The organism is Stenotrophomonas sp. BR163 (genome assembly GCF_047520985.2).
Lineage (GTDB): Bacteria > Pseudomonadota > Gammaproteobacteria > Xanthomonadales > Xanthomonadaceae > Stenotrophomonas > Stenotrophomonas sepilia.
The window spans coordinates 1-15,634 of record NZ_JAXBRE020000036.1; the positions used below are offsets into that span (position 1 = coordinate 1).

Consider the following 15,634-nt stretch of genomic DNA (forward strand, 5'->3'; position numbering starts at 1 on the left):
TGCCCGAGGAATCGTAGCCACGGTATTCAAGGCGCTTCAGACCCTCGATCAGTACCGGTACTACGTCGCGATCGGCGATCGCACCCACGATTCCACACATGTCACGCGTTTCCTTGAAGACGATTGCCGCATTCTAGCCTGCGTGTCCGGCTTCCCCCTCCTGTCCGCTTAATGAAAGTGTCCGGAAAGGTGTCCGCGGACACCCGGACACTTCCCCGAAACTCCCAACCCCTTGACCTGAAAGGAAATAAAGTTGGCACGCTACGTGCTTGGTATTGGCTACCACCGTCAGGCACGCACCCGATGATCCGCGACACTTCCGCACAGGACCAGATCGTTTCCTCCGCCCCGGCCGGCACCACCCGCGCAAGCTGGCACCGCTACCGCTGGCCGGCGCTGGGTGCCATCGCGCTGCTCGCCGGCATCGGCTGGGCGGTACATGCCTGGTCCAATGCCAGCCGCTCCTTCGACAGCAGCCGCGTGCGCATCGCCGAGGTGAAGCGGGGCGACCTGGTCCGTGACATCGCTGCCGACGGCCGCGTGATCGCCGCCAACAGCCCGATCCTGTACGCGATCTCGGCCGGTACCGTGGACCTGAAGGTCGTCGCCGGTGACGTGGTCAAGAAGGGCCAGGAGCTGGCGATCATCGACAGCCCGGAACTGCGCAGCAAGCTGGCCCAGGAACAGGCAACGCTGGCCGGCCTGGAAGCCGAGGCCAGCCGCGCCGCGCTGGACGCGACCCTGGCCCGTGCCAGGTCACGCAAGGAAACCGACCAGGCCACCATCGAGCGGCAGGCCGCCGACCGCGACCTGCAGCGCTACCAGCGCGGCTACGACGGCGGCGCGGTACCGCAGATCGACCTGGCCAAGGCCAAGGATTCGCTGAAGAAAGCCGACATCGCCCTGGCCAATGCCACCACCGATGCGCGCCTGCAGAGCCAGGGCGCCGACCTGGATGCCCGCAACAAGCGCCTGCTGGCCGACCGCCAGAAAGCGGTGGTGGCCGAAGTGCAGCGCCAGGTCGATGCGCTGACCCTGCGCGCGCCCTTCGATGGCCAGGTCGGCCAGGTGCAGGCCGTGCAGTCCACCAACCTGGCCGCCAACGCGCCGGTGCTGGGCGTGGTCGACCTGTCCAAGTTCGAGGTCGAGATCAAGGTGCCGGAGAGCTTCGCCCGCGACCTGGCGATCGGCATGCCGGCCCAGCTGACCGGTGGCAACGGCCAGCCGTTCCCGGGCGAGATCAGCGCGGTATCGCCGGAAGTGGTCAACGGCGAGGTCAACGCCCGCGTGCGCTTCGCCAGCGCGCAGCCGGAAGGCCTGCGCCAGAGCCAGCGGATGTCGGTGCGCGTGCTGCTCGATACCCGCAAGAACGTGCTGAAGGTCGAGCGCGGCCCGTTCGTCGAACAGGGCAACGGCATGGCCTACGTGATGGATGGCCGCACCGCCGTGCGCCGCCCGGTGGAACTGGGCGTCAGCAGCCTGGGCGAAGTGGAAATCAAGTCGGGTGTGCAGCCGGGCGACCGCATCGTGGTCTCCGGCAGCGACCTGTTCAAGGACGCCGAACGCGTCTCCGTCAACTGATACCTGAATCCTGGAGAGAGGACACCCCATGTACATGCTCGAAATGCGTTCGGTCGCCAAGGTCTTCCGCACCGAACAGGTGGAAACCCACGCGTTGCGCTCACTGGAACTGCAGGTCAAGGAAGGCGAGTTCGTCGCCGTCACCGGTCCGTCCGGCTCCGGCAAGACCACCTTCCTCAACATCGCCGGCCTGCTGGAAACCTTCACCAGCGGTACCTACATGCTGGACGGGCAGGATGTGAGCACGCTGGGCGATGACGCCCGCAGCCGCCTGCGCAACCAGAAGATCGGCTTCATCTTCCAGGGCTTCAACCTGATCCCCGACCTGAACCTGTTCGACAATGTCGACGTGCCGCTGCGCTACCGCAAGATGAGCGCCAATGAGCGCCGGGAGCGCATTGAAAGGGCGCTGACCCAGGTCGGCCTGGGCTCGCGCATGAAGCACTACCCGAATGAGCTGTCCGGCGGCCAGCAGCAGCGCGCGGCCATCGCACGCGCCCTGGCCGGCAGTCCGCGCCTGCTGCTGGCCGACGAACCGACCGGCAACCTGGACACGCAGATGGCGCGCGGCGTGATGGAACTGCTGGAGGAGATCAATGCCGCCGGCACCACCATCGTAATGGTCACCCACGACCCGGAACTGGCCGCGCGTGCGCAGCGCAACGTGCATATCGTCGACGGCCAGGTCACCGACCTGGTGCGCGAGCCGGTACTGGCCACGCCACGCCACATCGTCGCCGTCAACGAGTGAGGGCATTCCCATGTTCGCCTACTACGCCCGATTGGCGGTACGCAGTTTCCGCCGCAACAAGGTCCTGACTGCGCTGATGGTGGTGGCCATCGCCCTCGGCATCGGTGCCTCGATGACCACCCTGACCGTGTTCCACGTGCTGTCCGGCGACCCGATCCCCGGCAAGAGTGACCGGCTGTTCTATGTGCAGCTCGATGCCGCGACCGGCGCCTATGTCGCGGGCGAGGAGCCGGAAACCCAGTTGACCCGCTTCGACGGGGAAGCCCTGCTGCGCGAAGCCAGGGGCGAGCGCCAGGCGCTGATGAGCGGCGGTGGCGGCACCATCGAACCGGACAACAGCACCCTCAAGCCCTTCAGCATCGACACCCGCTGGACCTCGGCCGATTTCTTCCCGATGTTCGAGGTGCCCATGCAGTACGGCCGCCCGTGGACGCGCGAGGACGACGAAGGCCGCGCACGCGTGGTGGTCATCTCCAAGGCGCTCAACGACAAGCTTTACCAGGGCGCCAACAGCGTAGGCCGCGACCTGCGCATGGAAGGCCAGAGCTACCGCATCGTCGGCGTGATGAAGGAGTGGAGCCCGGAGCCGCACTTCTACGACCTGACCACCGGCAGCTACGGCAAGAACGAGGACCTGCTGCTGCCGATTTCCACGTCCTTCGACCTGAAACTGGGCAGCAACGGCAACATGAACTGCTTCGGCGAGAATCCCGACGGCAACAGCTACTCGCTCAATGCGCCGTGCGCGTGGCTGCAGTACTGGGTGGAGATGGACCCGGCCAAGGCCGCCGACTACCGCCGCTACCTGGAGAACTATTCGAGCCAGCAGCGCCAGGCCGGCCGCTTCAAGCACCCGCCGAACGTGCGCCTGCGCACCGTGATGGAATGGCTGGACTTCAACGGCGCGGTGCCCAGCGACGTGCGCCTGCAGCTGTGGCTGGCACTGGGTTTCCTGGGTGTCTGCCTGGTCAACACGGTGGGCCTGCTGCTGGCCAAGTTCCTGCGCCGCAGTGGTGAGATCGGCGTGCGCCGCGCACTCGGTGCCAGCCGTGGCCAGATCTTCCTGCAGTGCCTGGTGGAAGCCGGCGCGGTCGGCGTGGTCGGGGGCGTGCTGGGCATCGGCCTGGCCCTGCTCGGCCTGTTCGCGGTGCGCCAGCAACCGGTGGAGTACGCAAAGCTGGCCCACCTGGACGGCAACATGCTGCTGCTCGCGCTGGGCCTGACCCTGTTCGCCAGCCTTGCCGCCGGTTTCCTGCCTGCCTGGCGCGCCATGCAGGTCACTCCGGCCATCCAGCTCAAGTCGCAGTAAGCAATCGAACGAGGACTCCCATGGACATCCGCCCCATCCTCAGCACGCTGCGCCGGCACAAGACTGCCGCTGCCCTGATCGTGCTGGAAGTCGCACTGACCTGCGCCATCGTCTGCAACGCGCTGTTCCTGGTCAGCCAGCGCGTGGAGAAGATCAGCATGCCCAGCGGCATCGCCGAGAACGAACTGGTGATGCTCCGCGTCAGCGGCATCGGCAAGCAGACCGATGCCATGGCCCGCACCCGTGAGGACCTGGCGTCATTGCGTGCGCTTCCCGGCGTCAGCAACGTCACCATCATCAACCAGGTGCCTTTCCGCAACGGCTCGTCCAGCAGCAGCATCTCGCGGGAGATCGACCAGGAACGGCCGACCACCAACGCTTCGATGTACACCCTGTCCGAGAACGGGCTGGCGACGATGGGCATCAACCTGATCGCCGGCCGCGATTTCCTGCCCGGCGAGTACCAGAACTTCGAAGACGCCAGCAAGGGGGGCGCCAAGGAAAACGCCATCCCGGTCATCCTCACCCAGGCCACCGCCGCCAAGATGGAACCCAACGGCAGCGCGCTGGGCAAGACCTACTACATGGGCAAGCAGCCGCTGCACGTGGTCGGCATCGTCGACACGCTCAGCACGCCCAACGGCTGGAATGACAACTGGACGAACTCCATGCTGCTGCCCATGCGGCGCACCTTCGACGAGGGTGGCACCTATGTGCTGCGCACTTCGCCGGAACGCCGCCAGGAGGTGCTTGATGCGGGGGCTGCTGTACTGGAGCGCAACGACCCCAACCGGCTGATGCGCGACAAGCTGACCTATGAAGACCAGCGCAAGGACTTCTTCAAGAACGACCGCGCGATGGTTGGCCTGCTGATCACCGTCAGCGTCTCGCTGCTGGTGGTCACCGCACTGGGCATCATCGGCCTGGCCAGCTTCTGGGTGCAGCAGCGCAGCAAGCAGATCGGCATCCGCCGCGCACTCGGTGCCACCCGCGGGCAGATCCTGCGCTACTTCCAGACCGAGAACTTCCTGCTGGCCTCGCTGGGCATCGTGCTGGGCATGCTGGCGGCCTACGCGATCAATCTGGCACTGATGAACCTGTACGAGCTGCCACGCATGCCCCTGTACTACCTGCCGCTGGGCGCGCTGCTGCTGTGGGTGCTGGGCCAGGTCGCGGTGTTCGGGCCGGCCCGGCGCGCGGCAGCGGTCCCGCCCGCAGTTGCCACGCGGGGCGCGTGAGATGCGTGCCTGCCGGATGCTGTTGATGGCACTGCTGCCACTGCCGGCGCTGGCCGGCGGTGGCAGCTCGCAGACGCTGGAATGGCGCCAGGATGATGCCCGCCTGGCGCTGCGCTCGACCGAGGGCCAGGTACGGGTGGACGCCGCGCGTCCGGAAGCCCGCTTCGGCGTGCGCAGCGGCGACCGCATCCTGCGCCTGGACGATACGGCTGTGCGGCGCATCGAGCATCTTGCCGATGCGCTGCGGCATTCCACTGCCCCGACTGCGTACCTGTTGCTGCGCCGCGACAAACGCGAGCTCACCGTCCCGGTGGACGCCACCTCGTGGCGGCTGGCGCTGGTCGCTCCGCCACCGCCGCCACCGCCGCCACCAGCGCGGCGCTGAAACCAGCCCGCCCTCGTCGCCACGGCTTTGGCTATGCTTGATGGGTGGCGCCGGGCTCTCCCGGCGTATGGATACGAACACGGCTCCATCGGCGCCGCCCATCCCTTTCTGCAGAACTGCTTGATGCCTTCGATCCTGATCATCGACGACAACGCCAGCGTGGGCACCGCGCTGGACGTGCTGTTCTCCCTGCATGACATCGACACCCTGCAGGCGCAGAGCCCGGCCGAAGGGCTGGCCCTGCTCGAGTCGCAGCCGGTCGACCTGGTGATCCAGGACATGAATTTCAGCGAGGACACCACCTCCGGCGAAGAAGGCGAAGACCTGTTCGCACAGATCCGCGCGCGCCACCCGGACCTGCCGGTGATCCTGCTCACCGCCTGGACCCACCTGAGCAGTGCGGTGGACCTGGTCAAGGCCGGCGCCGCCGACTACCTGGCCAAGCCCTGGGACGACCGCAAGCTGCTGACCACGGTCAACAACCTGCTCGAGCTGTCCGAGGCGCGGCGCGAGCTGGACCGCCGCCGCAGCCGTGAGCTGCGCCAGCGCAATGCGCTGGAAGAAAAGTACGAGCTGTGTGGTGCGGTCTTCGCCGATCCGGCCAGCGAGCGCATCATCGCGCTGGCTTGCCAGGTCGCGCGCTCCGAACTGCCGGTGCTGATCACCGGCCCCAACGGCGCTGGCAAGGAGAAGATCGCGCAGATCATCCAGGCCAACTCGCTGGTGGCCAAGGGCCCGTTCATCACAGTCAACTGCGGCGCCCTGCCCTCGGAACTGATCGAGGCCGAACTGTTCGGTGCCGAGGCCGGCGCATATACCGGCGCCAACAAGGCACGCGAGGGCAAGTTCGAAGCCGCCGACGGCGGAACGCTGTTCCTGGACGAGATCGGCAACCTGTCGCTGGGCGGCCAGATGAAGCTCCTGCGTGTGCTGGAAACAGGGCGCTTCGAGCGTCTTGGCTCCAATCGCGAGCGCCAGGTCAAAGTCCGCGTGGTCAGCGCGACCAATGCCGACCTGCCGGCGATGATCCGCGACGGCACCTTCCGCGAAGACCTGTACTACCGCCTCAATACGGTGGAACTGGTCCTGCCACCATTGGCTGAGCGCCCGGGCGACATCGTGCCCCTGGCCGAGCGCTTCCTGACCGCCGGCAAGCCACTTTCCAGCGCCGCCACCGCGGCCTTGCAACGGCACCCCTGGCCCGGCAACGTGCGCGAACTGCGCAACGTGATCCAGCGGGCCGAGCTGCTGGCGACCGGCAACCGCATCGAGGTGGCCGACCTGAACCTGCCGCGCGCCGCACCTGCGCCGCGACCGGCAGCCAGTGCCGGCAATGATCCTGACCGTGCGCGCATCGAGGATGTGCTGGCGCGCAACCACGGCGTCATCGCCCAGGCCGCCGCCGAACTCGGCCTGAGCCGCCAGGCACTGTACCGGCGCATGGACCGGCACGGCATCCCACGCGAATGAAACGGCGCTCGTTCACCTTCCGCCTGTTCCTGCGCCTGCTGCCGGTGCTGGCGCTGGCCGCCGCGTTGCCGTGGCTGCTGGCCTACTGGATGGACCATGGCTGGGTGGTGACCACGGTGTCGGCGCTGATCCTGCTGTCGCTGATGTGGTGGACCCTGCGCCGTGCCACCGCGCCGGTACGTTCATTGATGCGCGCCTTGGCCGGCACCACCAGCAGCTACCGCGACGGAGAGTACAACTTCGGTGTGTACTGGCCGGGCAACGACGAACTGGGTGACCTGGTGCAGGCGCACCGCGAACTGGGTGACGTGCTGCGCGAGCAGCGGCAGGGCCTGGTGCAGCGCGAACTGCTGCTGGACACCATGGTGCAGAACACCCCGGTGGCGATGTTGCTGATTGCTTCCGGCGGCGATGGCATCGCCCGCGTGGTGTTCTCCAACCTGGCCGCGCGCAAGCTGCTGCATGGCGGCTGGAAGCTGGAAGGCCAGCGCCTGGAAGAGGTGCTGGAACAGGTGCCGGTGGAGCTGCGCGATGCCATCGCCCGTGGCGGCGACAGCCTGTTCGCGGTGCATGCGGAAGGCGAAGACGGCGATGAGGACGACGAACAGGTCTATCACCTTTCACGCCGATCTTTCCAGCTCAACGGCCGCCCGCACGACCTGCTGCTGGTACGCCTGCTCACCGCCGAACTGCGCCGCCAGGAAGTGCAGACGTGGAAGAAGGTGATCCGGGTGATCAGCCACGAGCTCAACAACTCACTGGCACCGATCGCCTCGCTGGCCCACTCCGGTGGCGTGCTGGTGCAGCGCGAGCGCTTCGATCGGCTGCCGGAGATCTTCACCACCATCGAAGACCGCGCGCGCCACCTGGAAGGATTCATCCGTGGCTATGCGCGCTTCGCCAAGCTGCCGCAACCGCAACTGCAGACCGTGCACTGGGCGCCCTTCCTGTCCAGCCTGCGCCAGCAGATTCCGTTCAGCATGGAACGTGAACCGGAGGAGGAACTGAGCAGCCGGATCGACATCGCGCAGTTCGGGCAGGCGCTGTTGAACCTGCTGAAGAACGCGCATGAAGCCTGTGCCGAAGCCGATCCGCCCAATGATGACGTGCAGGTGCAGCTGACGCGGTTGCCGCAATGGCTGCGCCTGGATGTGCTGGACCGTGGCAAGGGCATGAACGAGCAGGTGCTGCAGAACGCGCTGATGCCGTTCTATTCGACCAAGCGCAACGGTACCGGGTTGGGACTGGCACTGACCCGCGAGATCGTGGAGGCGCACGGTGGGCGGGTGTCGCTGCAGAACCGCGGTGATGGCGGGCTGTGCGTGTCGATCCTGTTGCCGGTGGGGTGAGTTGCCGACGTGGCTCGGTCTGTCAGTAGATCCACGCCATGCGTGGATGTGCCGACCAGGGTCAGCACCTACCAGACCCGCCGCATCGCCACCCGCAGGTGCATCGGAAACCCGAGCGCAGCCTCTTCGGCCATGACGGCGCGCAGGCCATCGTTCCACTCCGCCTCCGGCACTTCAACGAATCCTTCGCTGGCATAGAAGGCTGCATTCCACGGCACATCGCTCAAGGTGGTCAGCACCGCCGCAGCAAAGCCGGTGGCCCTGGCCTGCGCCAAGGCATGCCGCAGCAATGCACGGCCATGGCCACGACGCGCGTGCGCTGGATCCACATCCATCTGCAGGACATGGAACTCGCCTGCCAGGTCGCCGGCCAGCAGGTAGCCGGCAATGCCGCCGCCGGCGCCATCCACCACCCAGAGCTGTCCACGCTCACGGCCTTCCTGCAGCGTCGGCAGGTCCAGGCCGTGGCCGGCAAACGCCGGATAGGCCTCGTGGCCCCTCAGCAGTTCACCGGCACGCTGTTCGATCGTCGGCAGCACACCCAGCTCATCGGTGCGCGGCACCCGTGGCTCAGGACTTCTTGACCGGGCGCTTCCAGCCATCGATGGTTTCCTGTCGTGCACGTGCCAGCGTCAGCTTGCCGTCCGGCGCGGTGCGGGTGATCACCGACCCGGCAGCGATGGTCGCGCCCTCGCCGATGGTGATCGGCGCCACCAGCGAGCTGTTGGAGCCGATGAAGGCGTTGTCGCCGATGGTGGTGGTCGACTTGTTCACGCCATCGTAGTTACAGGTGATGGTGCCGGCACCGATGTTCACCCTGCTGCCGATCACCGCGTCACCCAGATACGTGAGGTGGTTGGCCTTGCTGCCGACGCCGAGGGTGACGTTCTTGGTTTCGACGAAGTTGCCGACGTGTACGCCATCGGCCAGCACGGTACCCGGCCGCAAGCGTGCGAACGGGCCGATCTGCGCGGCACCTTCGGTCACCACGCCTTCCAGGTCGCAATGCGCGCGCACTTCGGTGCCGGGCCCCAGGTTGACATCCTTCAGCCGGTTGAATGGGCCTACGGTAACGCCGTCACCGAGCACGACGTTGCCTTCAAGAACAACGTCGACATCGATCAGCACGTCGCTGCCCACGGTGACGGCGCCACGGATATCCAGGCGTGCCGGGTCGCGCACGCGCGCGCCCTGAGCGCACAGCGCACGCACCGCACGGCGCTGCCAGGCGCGTTCCAGCTGCGACAGCTGCCACGGATCATTCGCGCCCTCAGCCTCCTGTGCATCGGCGACCAGGGCCATCTCGGCCGGGGTGTACTCATGCGCGGCAAACGCGAACACATCGGTAAGGTAGTACTCGCCCTGCGCATTGCTGTTGGACAGCTGCGACAACCAGCGGCGCAGCGCGGTCGACTCTGCGGCGATGATGCCGGTGTTGATCGTGCGCACGCGCAGCTGGTCGTCGGTGGCGTCCTTCTGCTCGACGATGGAGCCCACCTTGCCCTCTGCATCGCGCAGCACACGGCCGTAACCGCTCGGGTCATCGACATCGGCCACCAGCACTGCCAGCCGGCCCGGCTGCGCCAGCAGGTCGCGCAGGGTCTGCGCGCGGATCAGCGGCACATCGCCGTACAACACCAGCACCTGCGCAGCGTCGGGAACCTGCGGCATTGCCTGCGCCACTGCGTGGCCGGTACCGAGCTGCTGGGCCTGTTCGGCCCACTGCAGGTCGGGCTGGCCGGCGAAGTACTGACGCACCGCCTCGCCGCCATGGCCGTAAACCACGTGGATGGCCGCCGGCTGCAGCTCGCGGGCCGCATCGATCACGTGCGCCAGCATCGGCTGGCCGGCGATCGGCTGCAGCACCTTCGGCAGCACCGACTTCATGCGCTTGCCGGCGCCGGCGGCGAGAATGATGACGTGCAGGGCTTGGGTCATGGGAGCAGCAGTCCGTAGTTCGTTGCCGGTGATTCTAGAGCGTGGGCCGTTAACATGGGCATCCCTCCTCCTTCACCACGCCGATGAGCCTGCTCCGCCAGGGAAGCACCTACCTTGTGATCGGGCTCGTGCAGCTGCTGGTCGATTGGCTGGCGTTCGTGGTCGCCACCGCGCTGGGCATGCCGGTCGCGCCGGCCAACATCGCCGGTCGCCTGGCCGGCATGCTGCTGGGCTTCTGGCTCAACGGCCGCTACACCTTTGCCGAGGCCGGTGCCGGCAAGCTGGGATGGAAGCGCTTCGCACGCTTCTTCGGGCTGTGGCTGCTGCTGACGGCGACGAGCACGCTGCTGGTCAGCCTGGTCGACCAGGCGCTGGGCCTGCAGTACACGTGGCTGGCCAAGCCGCTGGTGGAAGGCGGGCTGGCGTGCGTGTCGTTCCTGTTGATGCGCCATGTGGTGTATCGCTGATACCACCGACACACGCCCCGGCGCTGCCAGCAGAAACAAAAACGCCGGCACAGGGCCGGCGTTCTCGTGGGTGCAGCGCGAACCTCAGTGCTTGAGATTCTTGCGCAGGCGTTCCAGTGCCTGCAGCTGGACGACGGCTTCAGCCAGCTTCTGCTGGGCTTCGGCCACTTCCATCGCTTCGCCGCGGTTGGCCAGGATGCGCTCGGCTTCTTCCTTGGCCTTGCGGACCGAGGCTTCGTCGATGTCCTGCGCGCGGATCGCGGTGTCGGCCAGCACGGTCACCACCTGCGGCTGCACTTCCAGGATGCCGCCGGAAATGGCGAAATCCAGCTGCTCGCCGTTCGGCGTGGTCACCACCACCTTGCCCGGCTTCAGGCGGGTGATCAGCGGCGCGTGCTTGGGCGCGATGCCCAGTTCGCCCAGCTCACCGGTGGCCACGACCAGGGTCGCTTCGCCACGGAAGATTTCCTGCTCGGCGCTGACGATGTCGCAACGGATCGTGCTCATGCAAATCTCTTCGCTGTTCGCGGCGGCGCAATGCCACCGTGGGGGTCCACCGGCGCGGGCGGTTGCCCGGCGCCGGCGTCAGGTCGGCCAGGATCGCTCCTGCCCGTCCCGGATCAGGCCTTCTCGGCCATCTTCTTGGCCTTCTCGACCGCTTCTTCGATGCCGCCGACCATGTAGAACGCCTGCTCCGGCAGGTGGTCGTACTCGCCATCGACGATGGCCTTGAAGCCACGGATGGTGTCCTTCAGCGGCACGTACTTGCCCGGCGAACCGGTGAACACTTCGGCCACGTGGAACGGCTGGCTGAAGAAGCGCTCGATCTTGCGGGCGCGCGACACGGCCTGCTTGTCCTCTTCGGACAGTTCGTCCATGCCCAGGATCGCGATGATGTCCTTCAGTTCCTTGTACTTCTGCAGGGTCTGCTGGACGCGCTGGGCGGTGTCGTAGTGCTCGTGGCCGATCACCAGCGGATCCATCTGGCGGCTGGTGGAGTCCAGCGGATCGACGGCCGGGTAGATACCCAGCGAGGCGATCGAACGAGACAGGGTGACGGTCGAGTCCAGGTGGGCGAAGGTGGTCGCCGGCGACGGGTCGGTCAGGTCGTCCGCGGGAACGTAGACGGCCTGGATCGAGGTGATCGAGCCGTTCTTGGTCGAGGTGATGCGCTCCTGCAGGACGCCCATTTCCTCGGCCAGGGTCGGCTGGTAACCCACCGCGGACGGCATACGGCCCAGCAGTGCCGACACTTCGGTACCGGCCAGGGTGTAGCGGTAGATGTTGTCGACGAACAACAGGACGTCCTTGCCCTTGCCGTTCTCGTCCTTCTCGTCGCGGAAGTACTCGGCCATGGTCAGGCCGGTCAGCGCGACGCGCAGGCGGTTGCCCGGCGGCTCGTTCATCTGGCCGTACACCATCGCCACCTTGTCCAGGACGTTGGAGTCCTTCATTTCGTGGTAGAAGTCGTTGCCCTCACGGGTACGCTCACCCACGCCGGCGAACACGGACAGACCGCTGTGCGCCTTGGCGATGTTGTTGATCAGCTCCATCATGTTGACGGTCTTGCCGACGCCGGCGCCGCCGAACAGGCCGACCTTGCCGCCCTTGGCGAACGGGCACATCAGGTCGATGACCTTGATGCCGGTTTCCAGCAGCTCGGTGGCCGGGGACTGGTCTTCATACGACGGCGCAGCGCGGTGGATTTCCCAGTTGTCGCTGGCAGCGACCGGGCCGGCTTCGTCGATCGGACGGCCCAGCACGTCCATGATGCGGCCCAGGGTGCCGGCGCCGACCGGGACCGAGATGCCGCGGCCGGTGTTGACGGCAACCAGGTTGCGCTTCAGGCCGTCGGTGGAACCGAGGGCGATGGTACGCACCACGCCGTCGCCCAGCTGCTGCTGGACTTCGAGGGTGATCTCGGTGTTTTCGACCTTCAGTGCGTCGTACACCTTCGGCACCGATTCACGCGGGAATTCGACGTCGACGACCGCGCCGATGATCTGAACGATCTTGCCCTGACTCATTGCTGCATCCTCTAATGTGTGCTTTGAACGAACGCGGTCAGACTGCTGCCGCGCCGCCGACGATTTCGGAGATTTCCTGGGTGATCGCTGCCTGGCGCGCCTTGTTGTAGACGAGCTGCAGGGTGCCGATCAGCTTGTTGGCGTTGTCGCTCGCCGCCTTCATCGCAACCATGCGTGCGGCATGCTCGGAGGCGACGTTTTCCAGCAGTGCCTGGTACACCAGCGACTCGATGTAACGCGTCATCACGTGCTCCAGCACGGTCGCGGCATCGGGTTCGTACAGGTAGTCCCAGTCGTGGTGAGCGACCTGCTTCTCGGCCGGCGGCAGCGGCAGCAGCTGATCGAAGCTGGCCTTCTGCACCATGGTGTTCACGAAGCGGTTGTAGACCAGGTACACGCGGTCGATCTTGCCTTCGGTGAAGGCGTCGAGCATGACCTTGATCACACCGATCAGCGATTCCAGCTTCGGCACGTCGCCGATGTGGGTCACGCTGCCGACCATGTTGACCTTCACGCGGCGGAAGAAGGTCGATGCCTTCTGGCCGATGGTCACCAGGTCCACTTCGGCACCCTTGTCCTGCCATGCCTTGGCTTCGCCCAGCATCTTGCGGAACAGGTTGTTGTTCAGGCCGCCGGCCAGACCGCGATCGGAGGAGATCACGATGAAACCGACCCGCTTTACCTGCTCGCGCTCGACCAGGAACGGATGCTGGTAGTCGGTGCTGGCCTGGGCCAGGTGACCGATCACCTGCTTCATCGCCTGCGCGTACGGACGCGAGGTCTTCATCCGATCCTGCGCCTTGCGGATCTTGGAGGCCGAGACCATTTCCAGGGCGCGCGTCACCTTGCGGGTGTTCTGCACGCTCTTGATCTTGGTTTTGATTTCGCGTCCGCTTGCCATCTCTTGTTTCCCGTGGCGCGGGGCGGATGCCCCGCGTTGTTCAACCGTTTGTCATCTGGTCCAGCGGAGCCGGTGGCTCCGCTCTACAGGACCGCGATTACCAGCTGCCGGTGGTCTTGAACTCGGCGATGCCCTTCTTGAAGGCACCTTCGATGTCGTTGTCCCAACCGCCGGTGGCGTTGACCTTGCTGATCAGCTCGCCCTGGGTATTGGCGAAGTGGGCGTGCAGGCCTTCTTCGAACGCCAGCAGCTTGTTGACCGGCACGTCGTCGAGGTAACCCTCGTTGACGGCGTAGATCGACAGCGCCTGGTTGGCGATCGACATCGGCGCGTACTGCTTCTGCTTCATCAGCTCGGTGACGCGCTGGCCACGCTCCAGCTGCTTGCGGGTCGCTTCGTCCAGGTCCGAGGCGAACTGCGCGAAGGCAGCCAGTTCACGGTACTGGGCCAGCGAGATACGGATGCCGCCCGACAGCTTCTTGATGATCTTGGTCTGGGCCGAGCCACCGACGCGCGACACCGAGATACCGGCGTTCACGGCCGGGCGGATGCCGGCGTTGAACAGGTCGGTTTCCAGGAAGATCTGGCCGTCGGTGATCGAGATCACGTTGGTCGGAACGAACGCGGACACGTCGCCGGCCTGGGTTTCGATGATCGGCAGCGCGGTCAGCGAACCGGTCTTGCCGGTGACCTTGCCTTCGGTGAACTTCTCGACGTATTCCTCGGACACACGGGCAGCGCGCTCGAGCAGACGGGAGTGCAGGTAGAACACGTCACCCGGGTAGGCTTCGCGGCCCGGCGGGCGCTTCAGCAGCAGCGAGATCTGGCGGTAGGCGACAGCCTGCTTGGACAGATCGTCGTACACGATCAGCGCGTCTTCGCCGCGGTCCATGAAGTACTCACCCATGGTGCAGCCCGAGTAGGCGCTGATGTACTGCATGGCAGCCGATTCGGAAGCGGTCGCGGCCACCACGATGGTGTGGGCCAGCGCGCCGTTCTCTTCCAGCTTGCGCACGATGTTGGCGATGGTCGAAGCCTTCTGGCCGATCGCAACGTACACGCACTTGATGCCGGTGCCCTTCTGGTTGATCACCGCATCGATCGCCATGGCGGTCTTGCCGGTCTGGCGGTCACCGATGATCAGCTCGCGCTGGCCACGGCCGATCGGGATCATCGAGTCGACCGACTTGTAACCGGTCTGCACCGGCTGGTCGACCGACTTGCGCCAGATCACGCCCGGAGCAACGCGCTCCACCGGAGCGGTCAGGTCGGTGCCCAGCGGGCCCTTGCCATCGATCGGCTCGCCCAGCGCGTTCACGACGCGGCCCAGCAGTTCCGGACCGACCGGCACTTCCAGGATGCGGCCGGTGGTCTTGGCGACGTCGCCTTCGCGCAGGTGCTCGTAGTCACCCAGGACCACGGCGCCGACCGAGTCGCGCTCCAGGTTCAGGGCGAGGGCGAAGGTGTTGTTCGGCAGTTCGATCATTTCGCCCTGCATCACGTCGGCCAGACCGAAGATGCGCACGATGCCGTCGGACACGCTGGTCACGGTGCCTTCGTTGCGCGATTCCGCGGCCAGCTTGACCTTCTCGATGCGGTTCTTGATCAGTTCGCTGATTTCGGAGGGGTTGAGCGTGGTTGCCATCGTCAAGTCCTAGTGCCGGCAGCGGGGCCGGACGTTAAATGAATTCAGTTAGCGAGCGCGGTCTGCAGACGGGCCAGCTTGCCCTTCAGCGAACCATCGATGACCACGTCGCCGGCGTCGATCACGGCGCCGCCGATCAGCGAGGCATCGACCGCGGTGGTCACGTCGACCTCGCGGTTGAAGCGCTTGCGCAGCGCGACCTTGATCGCGTCCAGTTCACCGGCCGACAGTTCGGCAGCCGAGGTGACGGTGGCCTTGACCACGTGCTCGGCTTCGGCGCGCAGGGCGTCGAACATGCCGGAGATTTCCGGCAGCAGCGGCAGGCGATGCGATTCGGCCAGGATGGCCAGGAAGCGCGAGTAGGTCTCGCCGTGGGACACCGGCGCCAGCAGGGCGACGGCGTCGTCACGACCCAGCTCCGGGTTGGCGAGCAGGGCCGCCACGCGCGGGTCGGCGGCGACGTGGGCGGAGAACGCCAGGGCGTCCGACCACGGCGCGAACGCGCCTTCGTCGCGCGCGGTCGCGAACGCGGCGCGGGCGTACGGGCGGGCAAGCGTGAGGGCCTGGCTCATC

Annotated in this window: 15 protein-coding genes; 8 read left to right on the forward strand and 7 right to left on the reverse strand. The window is 66.3% G+C overall.

Annotation, left to right across the window (positions count from 1 at the left end):
- Positions 1 to 303: 303 nt before the first annotated feature.
- From ACM0PY_RS19170 to ACM0PY_RS19200, 7 genes are all read left to right on the forward strand, one after another.
- A complete protein-coding gene (locus ACM0PY_RS19170) occupies positions 304 to 1,581 on the forward strand; it encodes an efflux RND transporter periplasmic adaptor subunit (RefSeq protein ID WP_134972092.1) in 1,278 nt (425 codons plus the stop codon).
- A 28-nt stretch (positions 1,582 to 1,609) separates the two neighbouring features.
- On the forward strand, positions 1,610 to 2,332 hold the full coding sequence (locus tag ACM0PY_RS19175) for an ABC transporter ATP-binding protein (protein WP_134972091.1): 723 nt from the start codon (positions 1,610 to 1,612) through the stop codon (positions 2,330 to 2,332).
- Positions 2,333 to 2,342: 10 nt separating this feature from the next.
- Positions 2,343 to 3,641, forward strand: a complete 1,299-nt coding sequence (locus ACM0PY_RS19180; protein WP_072167216.1) for an ABC transporter permease — start codon at positions 2,343 to 2,345, stop codon at positions 3,639 to 3,641.
- A gap of 20 nt (positions 3,642 to 3,661) precedes the next feature.
- A complete protein-coding gene (locus ACM0PY_RS19185) occupies positions 3,662 to 4,879 on the forward strand; it encodes an ABC transporter permease (RefSeq protein ID WP_019660723.1) in 1,218 nt (405 codons plus the stop codon).
- Positions 4,880 to 4,895: 16 nt separating this feature from the next.
- Positions 4,896 to 5,264, forward strand: a complete 369-nt coding sequence (locus tag ACM0PY_RS19190) for a PDZ domain-containing protein (protein WP_180886239.1) — start codon at positions 4,896 to 4,898, stop codon at positions 5,262 to 5,264.
- A 123-nt stretch (positions 5,265 to 5,387) separates the two neighbouring features.
- Entirely contained in the window at positions 5,388 to 6,734 is a 1,347-nt protein-coding gene (locus tag ACM0PY_RS19195) for a sigma-54-dependent transcriptional regulator (protein WP_180867774.1), read from the forward strand.
- Complete coding sequence (locus ACM0PY_RS19200; protein ID WP_061479883.1) at positions 6,731 to 8,083, forward strand: sensor histidine kinase; 1,353 nt, start codon at positions 6,731 to 6,733, stop codon at positions 8,081 to 8,083. Before ACM0PY_RS19195 ends, ACM0PY_RS19200 begins: the two co-directional genes overlap by 4 nt.
- A 68-nt stretch (positions 8,084 to 8,151) precedes the next feature.
- Here ACM0PY_RS19200 and ACM0PY_RS19205 read toward each other — a convergent pair whose 3' ends face one another.
- Positions 8,152 to 8,685 carry a GNAT family N-acetyltransferase gene (locus ACM0PY_RS19205; protein ID WP_134972485.1) on the reverse strand — a complete coding sequence of 178 codons (534 nt, stop codon included), beginning with the start codon at positions 8,683 to 8,685 and terminating at the stop codon, positions 8,152 to 8,154.
- Positions 8,654 to 10,021, reverse strand: coding sequence for a bifunctional UDP-N-acetylglucosamine diphosphorylase/glucosamine-1-phosphate N-acetyltransferase GlmU (gene glmU, locus ACM0PY_RS19210; protein WP_134972486.1), 1,368 nt, complete (start codon positions 10,019 to 10,021; stop codon positions 8,654 to 8,656). Before glmU ends, ACM0PY_RS19205 begins: the two co-directional genes overlap by 32 nt.
- A gap of 83 nt (positions 10,022 to 10,104) precedes the next feature.
- On the opposite strand from glmU, the gene ACM0PY_RS19215 reads away from it, so the two are divergent.
- Entirely contained in the window at positions 10,105 to 10,488 is a 384-nt protein-coding gene (locus ACM0PY_RS19215) for a GtrA family protein (protein ID WP_134972487.1), read from the forward strand.
- Positions 10,489 to 10,572: 84 nt separating this feature from the next.
- Here ACM0PY_RS19215 and ACM0PY_RS19220 read toward each other — a convergent pair whose 3' ends face one another.
- The 5 genes from ACM0PY_RS19220 to ACM0PY_RS19240 all read right to left on the reverse strand — a co-directional run bounded on the left by ACM0PY_RS19220 (position 10,573) and on the right by ACM0PY_RS19240 (position 15,633).
- Positions 10,573 to 10,995: a F0F1 ATP synthase subunit epsilon gene (locus ACM0PY_RS19220; RefSeq protein ID WP_005419509.1), complete on the reverse strand. Its 423-nt coding sequence runs from the start codon at positions 10,993 to 10,995 to the stop codon at positions 10,573 to 10,575.
- Positions 10,996 to 11,108: 113 nt separating this feature from the next.
- On the reverse strand, positions 11,109 to 12,515 hold the full coding sequence (gene atpD, locus ACM0PY_RS19225) for a F0F1 ATP synthase subunit beta (protein WP_005419510.1): 1,407 nt from the start codon (positions 12,513 to 12,515) through the stop codon (positions 11,109 to 11,111).
- 37 nt (positions 12,516 to 12,552) lie between these two features.
- Entirely contained in the window at positions 12,553 to 13,416 is an 864-nt protein-coding gene (gene atpG / locus ACM0PY_RS19230; RefSeq protein WP_005411129.1) for a F0F1 ATP synthase subunit gamma, read from the reverse strand.
- Positions 13,417 to 13,513: 97 nt separating this feature from the next.
- On the reverse strand, positions 13,514 to 15,061 hold the full coding sequence (gene atpA / locus ACM0PY_RS19235; RefSeq protein ID WP_005419511.1) for a F0F1 ATP synthase subunit alpha: 1,548 nt from the start codon (positions 15,059 to 15,061) through the stop codon (positions 13,514 to 13,516).
- A 44-nt stretch (positions 15,062 to 15,105) separates the two neighbouring features.
- Entirely contained in the window at positions 15,106 to 15,633 is a 528-nt protein-coding gene (locus tag ACM0PY_RS19240; protein ID WP_005411131.1) for a F0F1 ATP synthase subunit delta, read from the reverse strand.
- Between the last annotated feature and the right edge of the window lies 1 nt (position 15,634).

Bases quoted from the DNA above. Each gene is read 5' to 3' on its own strand.
- ACM0PY_RS19195 (WP_180867774.1), top strand. From the start codon at position 5,388: ATGCCTTCGATCCTGATCATCGACGACAACGCCAGCGTGGGCACCGCG.
- atpD (WP_005419510.1), bottom strand. From the start codon at position 12,515: ATGAGTCAGGGCAAGATCGTTCAGATCATCGGCGCGGTCGTCGACGTC.
- ACM0PY_RS19170 (WP_134972092.1), top strand. From the start codon at position 304: ATGATCCGCGACACTTCCGCACAGGACCAGATCGTTTCCTCCGCCCCG.
- atpA (WP_005419511.1), bottom strand. From the start codon at position 15,061: ATGGCAACCACGCTCAACCCCTCCGAAATCAGCGAACTGATCAAGAAC.
- ACM0PY_RS19190 (WP_180886239.1), top strand. From the start codon at position 4,896: ATGCTGTTGATGGCACTGCTGCCACTGCCGGCGCTGGCCGGCGGTGGC.
- ACM0PY_RS19220 (WP_005419509.1), bottom strand. From the start codon at position 10,995: ATGAGCACGATCCGTTGCGACATCGTCAGCGCCGAGCAGGAAATCTTC.
- ACM0PY_RS19200 (WP_061479883.1), top strand. From the start codon at position 6,731: ATGAAACGGCGCTCGTTCACCTTCCGCCTGTTCCTGCGCCTGCTGCCG.
- glmU (WP_134972486.1), bottom strand. From the start codon at position 10,021: ATGACCCAAGCCCTGCACGTCATCATTCTCGCCGCCGGCGCCGGCAAG.
- ACM0PY_RS19185 (WP_019660723.1), top strand. From the start codon at position 3,662: ATGGACATCCGCCCCATCCTCAGCACGCTGCGCCGGCACAAGACTGCC.
- ACM0PY_RS19240 (WP_005411131.1), bottom strand. From the start codon at position 15,633: ATGAGCCAGGCCCTCACGCTTGCCCGCCCGTACGCCCGCGCCGCGTTC.
- ACM0PY_RS19205 (WP_134972485.1), bottom strand. From the start codon at position 8,685: ATGGCTGGAAGCGCCCGGTCAAGAAGTCCTGAGCCACGGGTGCCGCGC.
- ACM0PY_RS19175 (WP_134972091.1), top strand. From the start codon at position 1,610: ATGTACATGCTCGAAATGCGTTCGGTCGCCAAGGTCTTCCGCACCGAA.
- ACM0PY_RS19180 (WP_072167216.1), top strand. From the start codon at position 2,343: ATGTTCGCCTACTACGCCCGATTGGCGGTACGCAGTTTCCGCCGCAAC.
- atpG (WP_005411129.1), bottom strand. From the start codon at position 13,416: ATGGCAAGCGGACGCGAAATCAAAACCAAGATCAAGAGCGTGCAGAAC.
- ACM0PY_RS19215 (WP_134972487.1), top strand. From the start codon at position 10,105: ATGAGCCTGCTCCGCCAGGGAAGCACCTACCTTGTGATCGGGCTCGTG.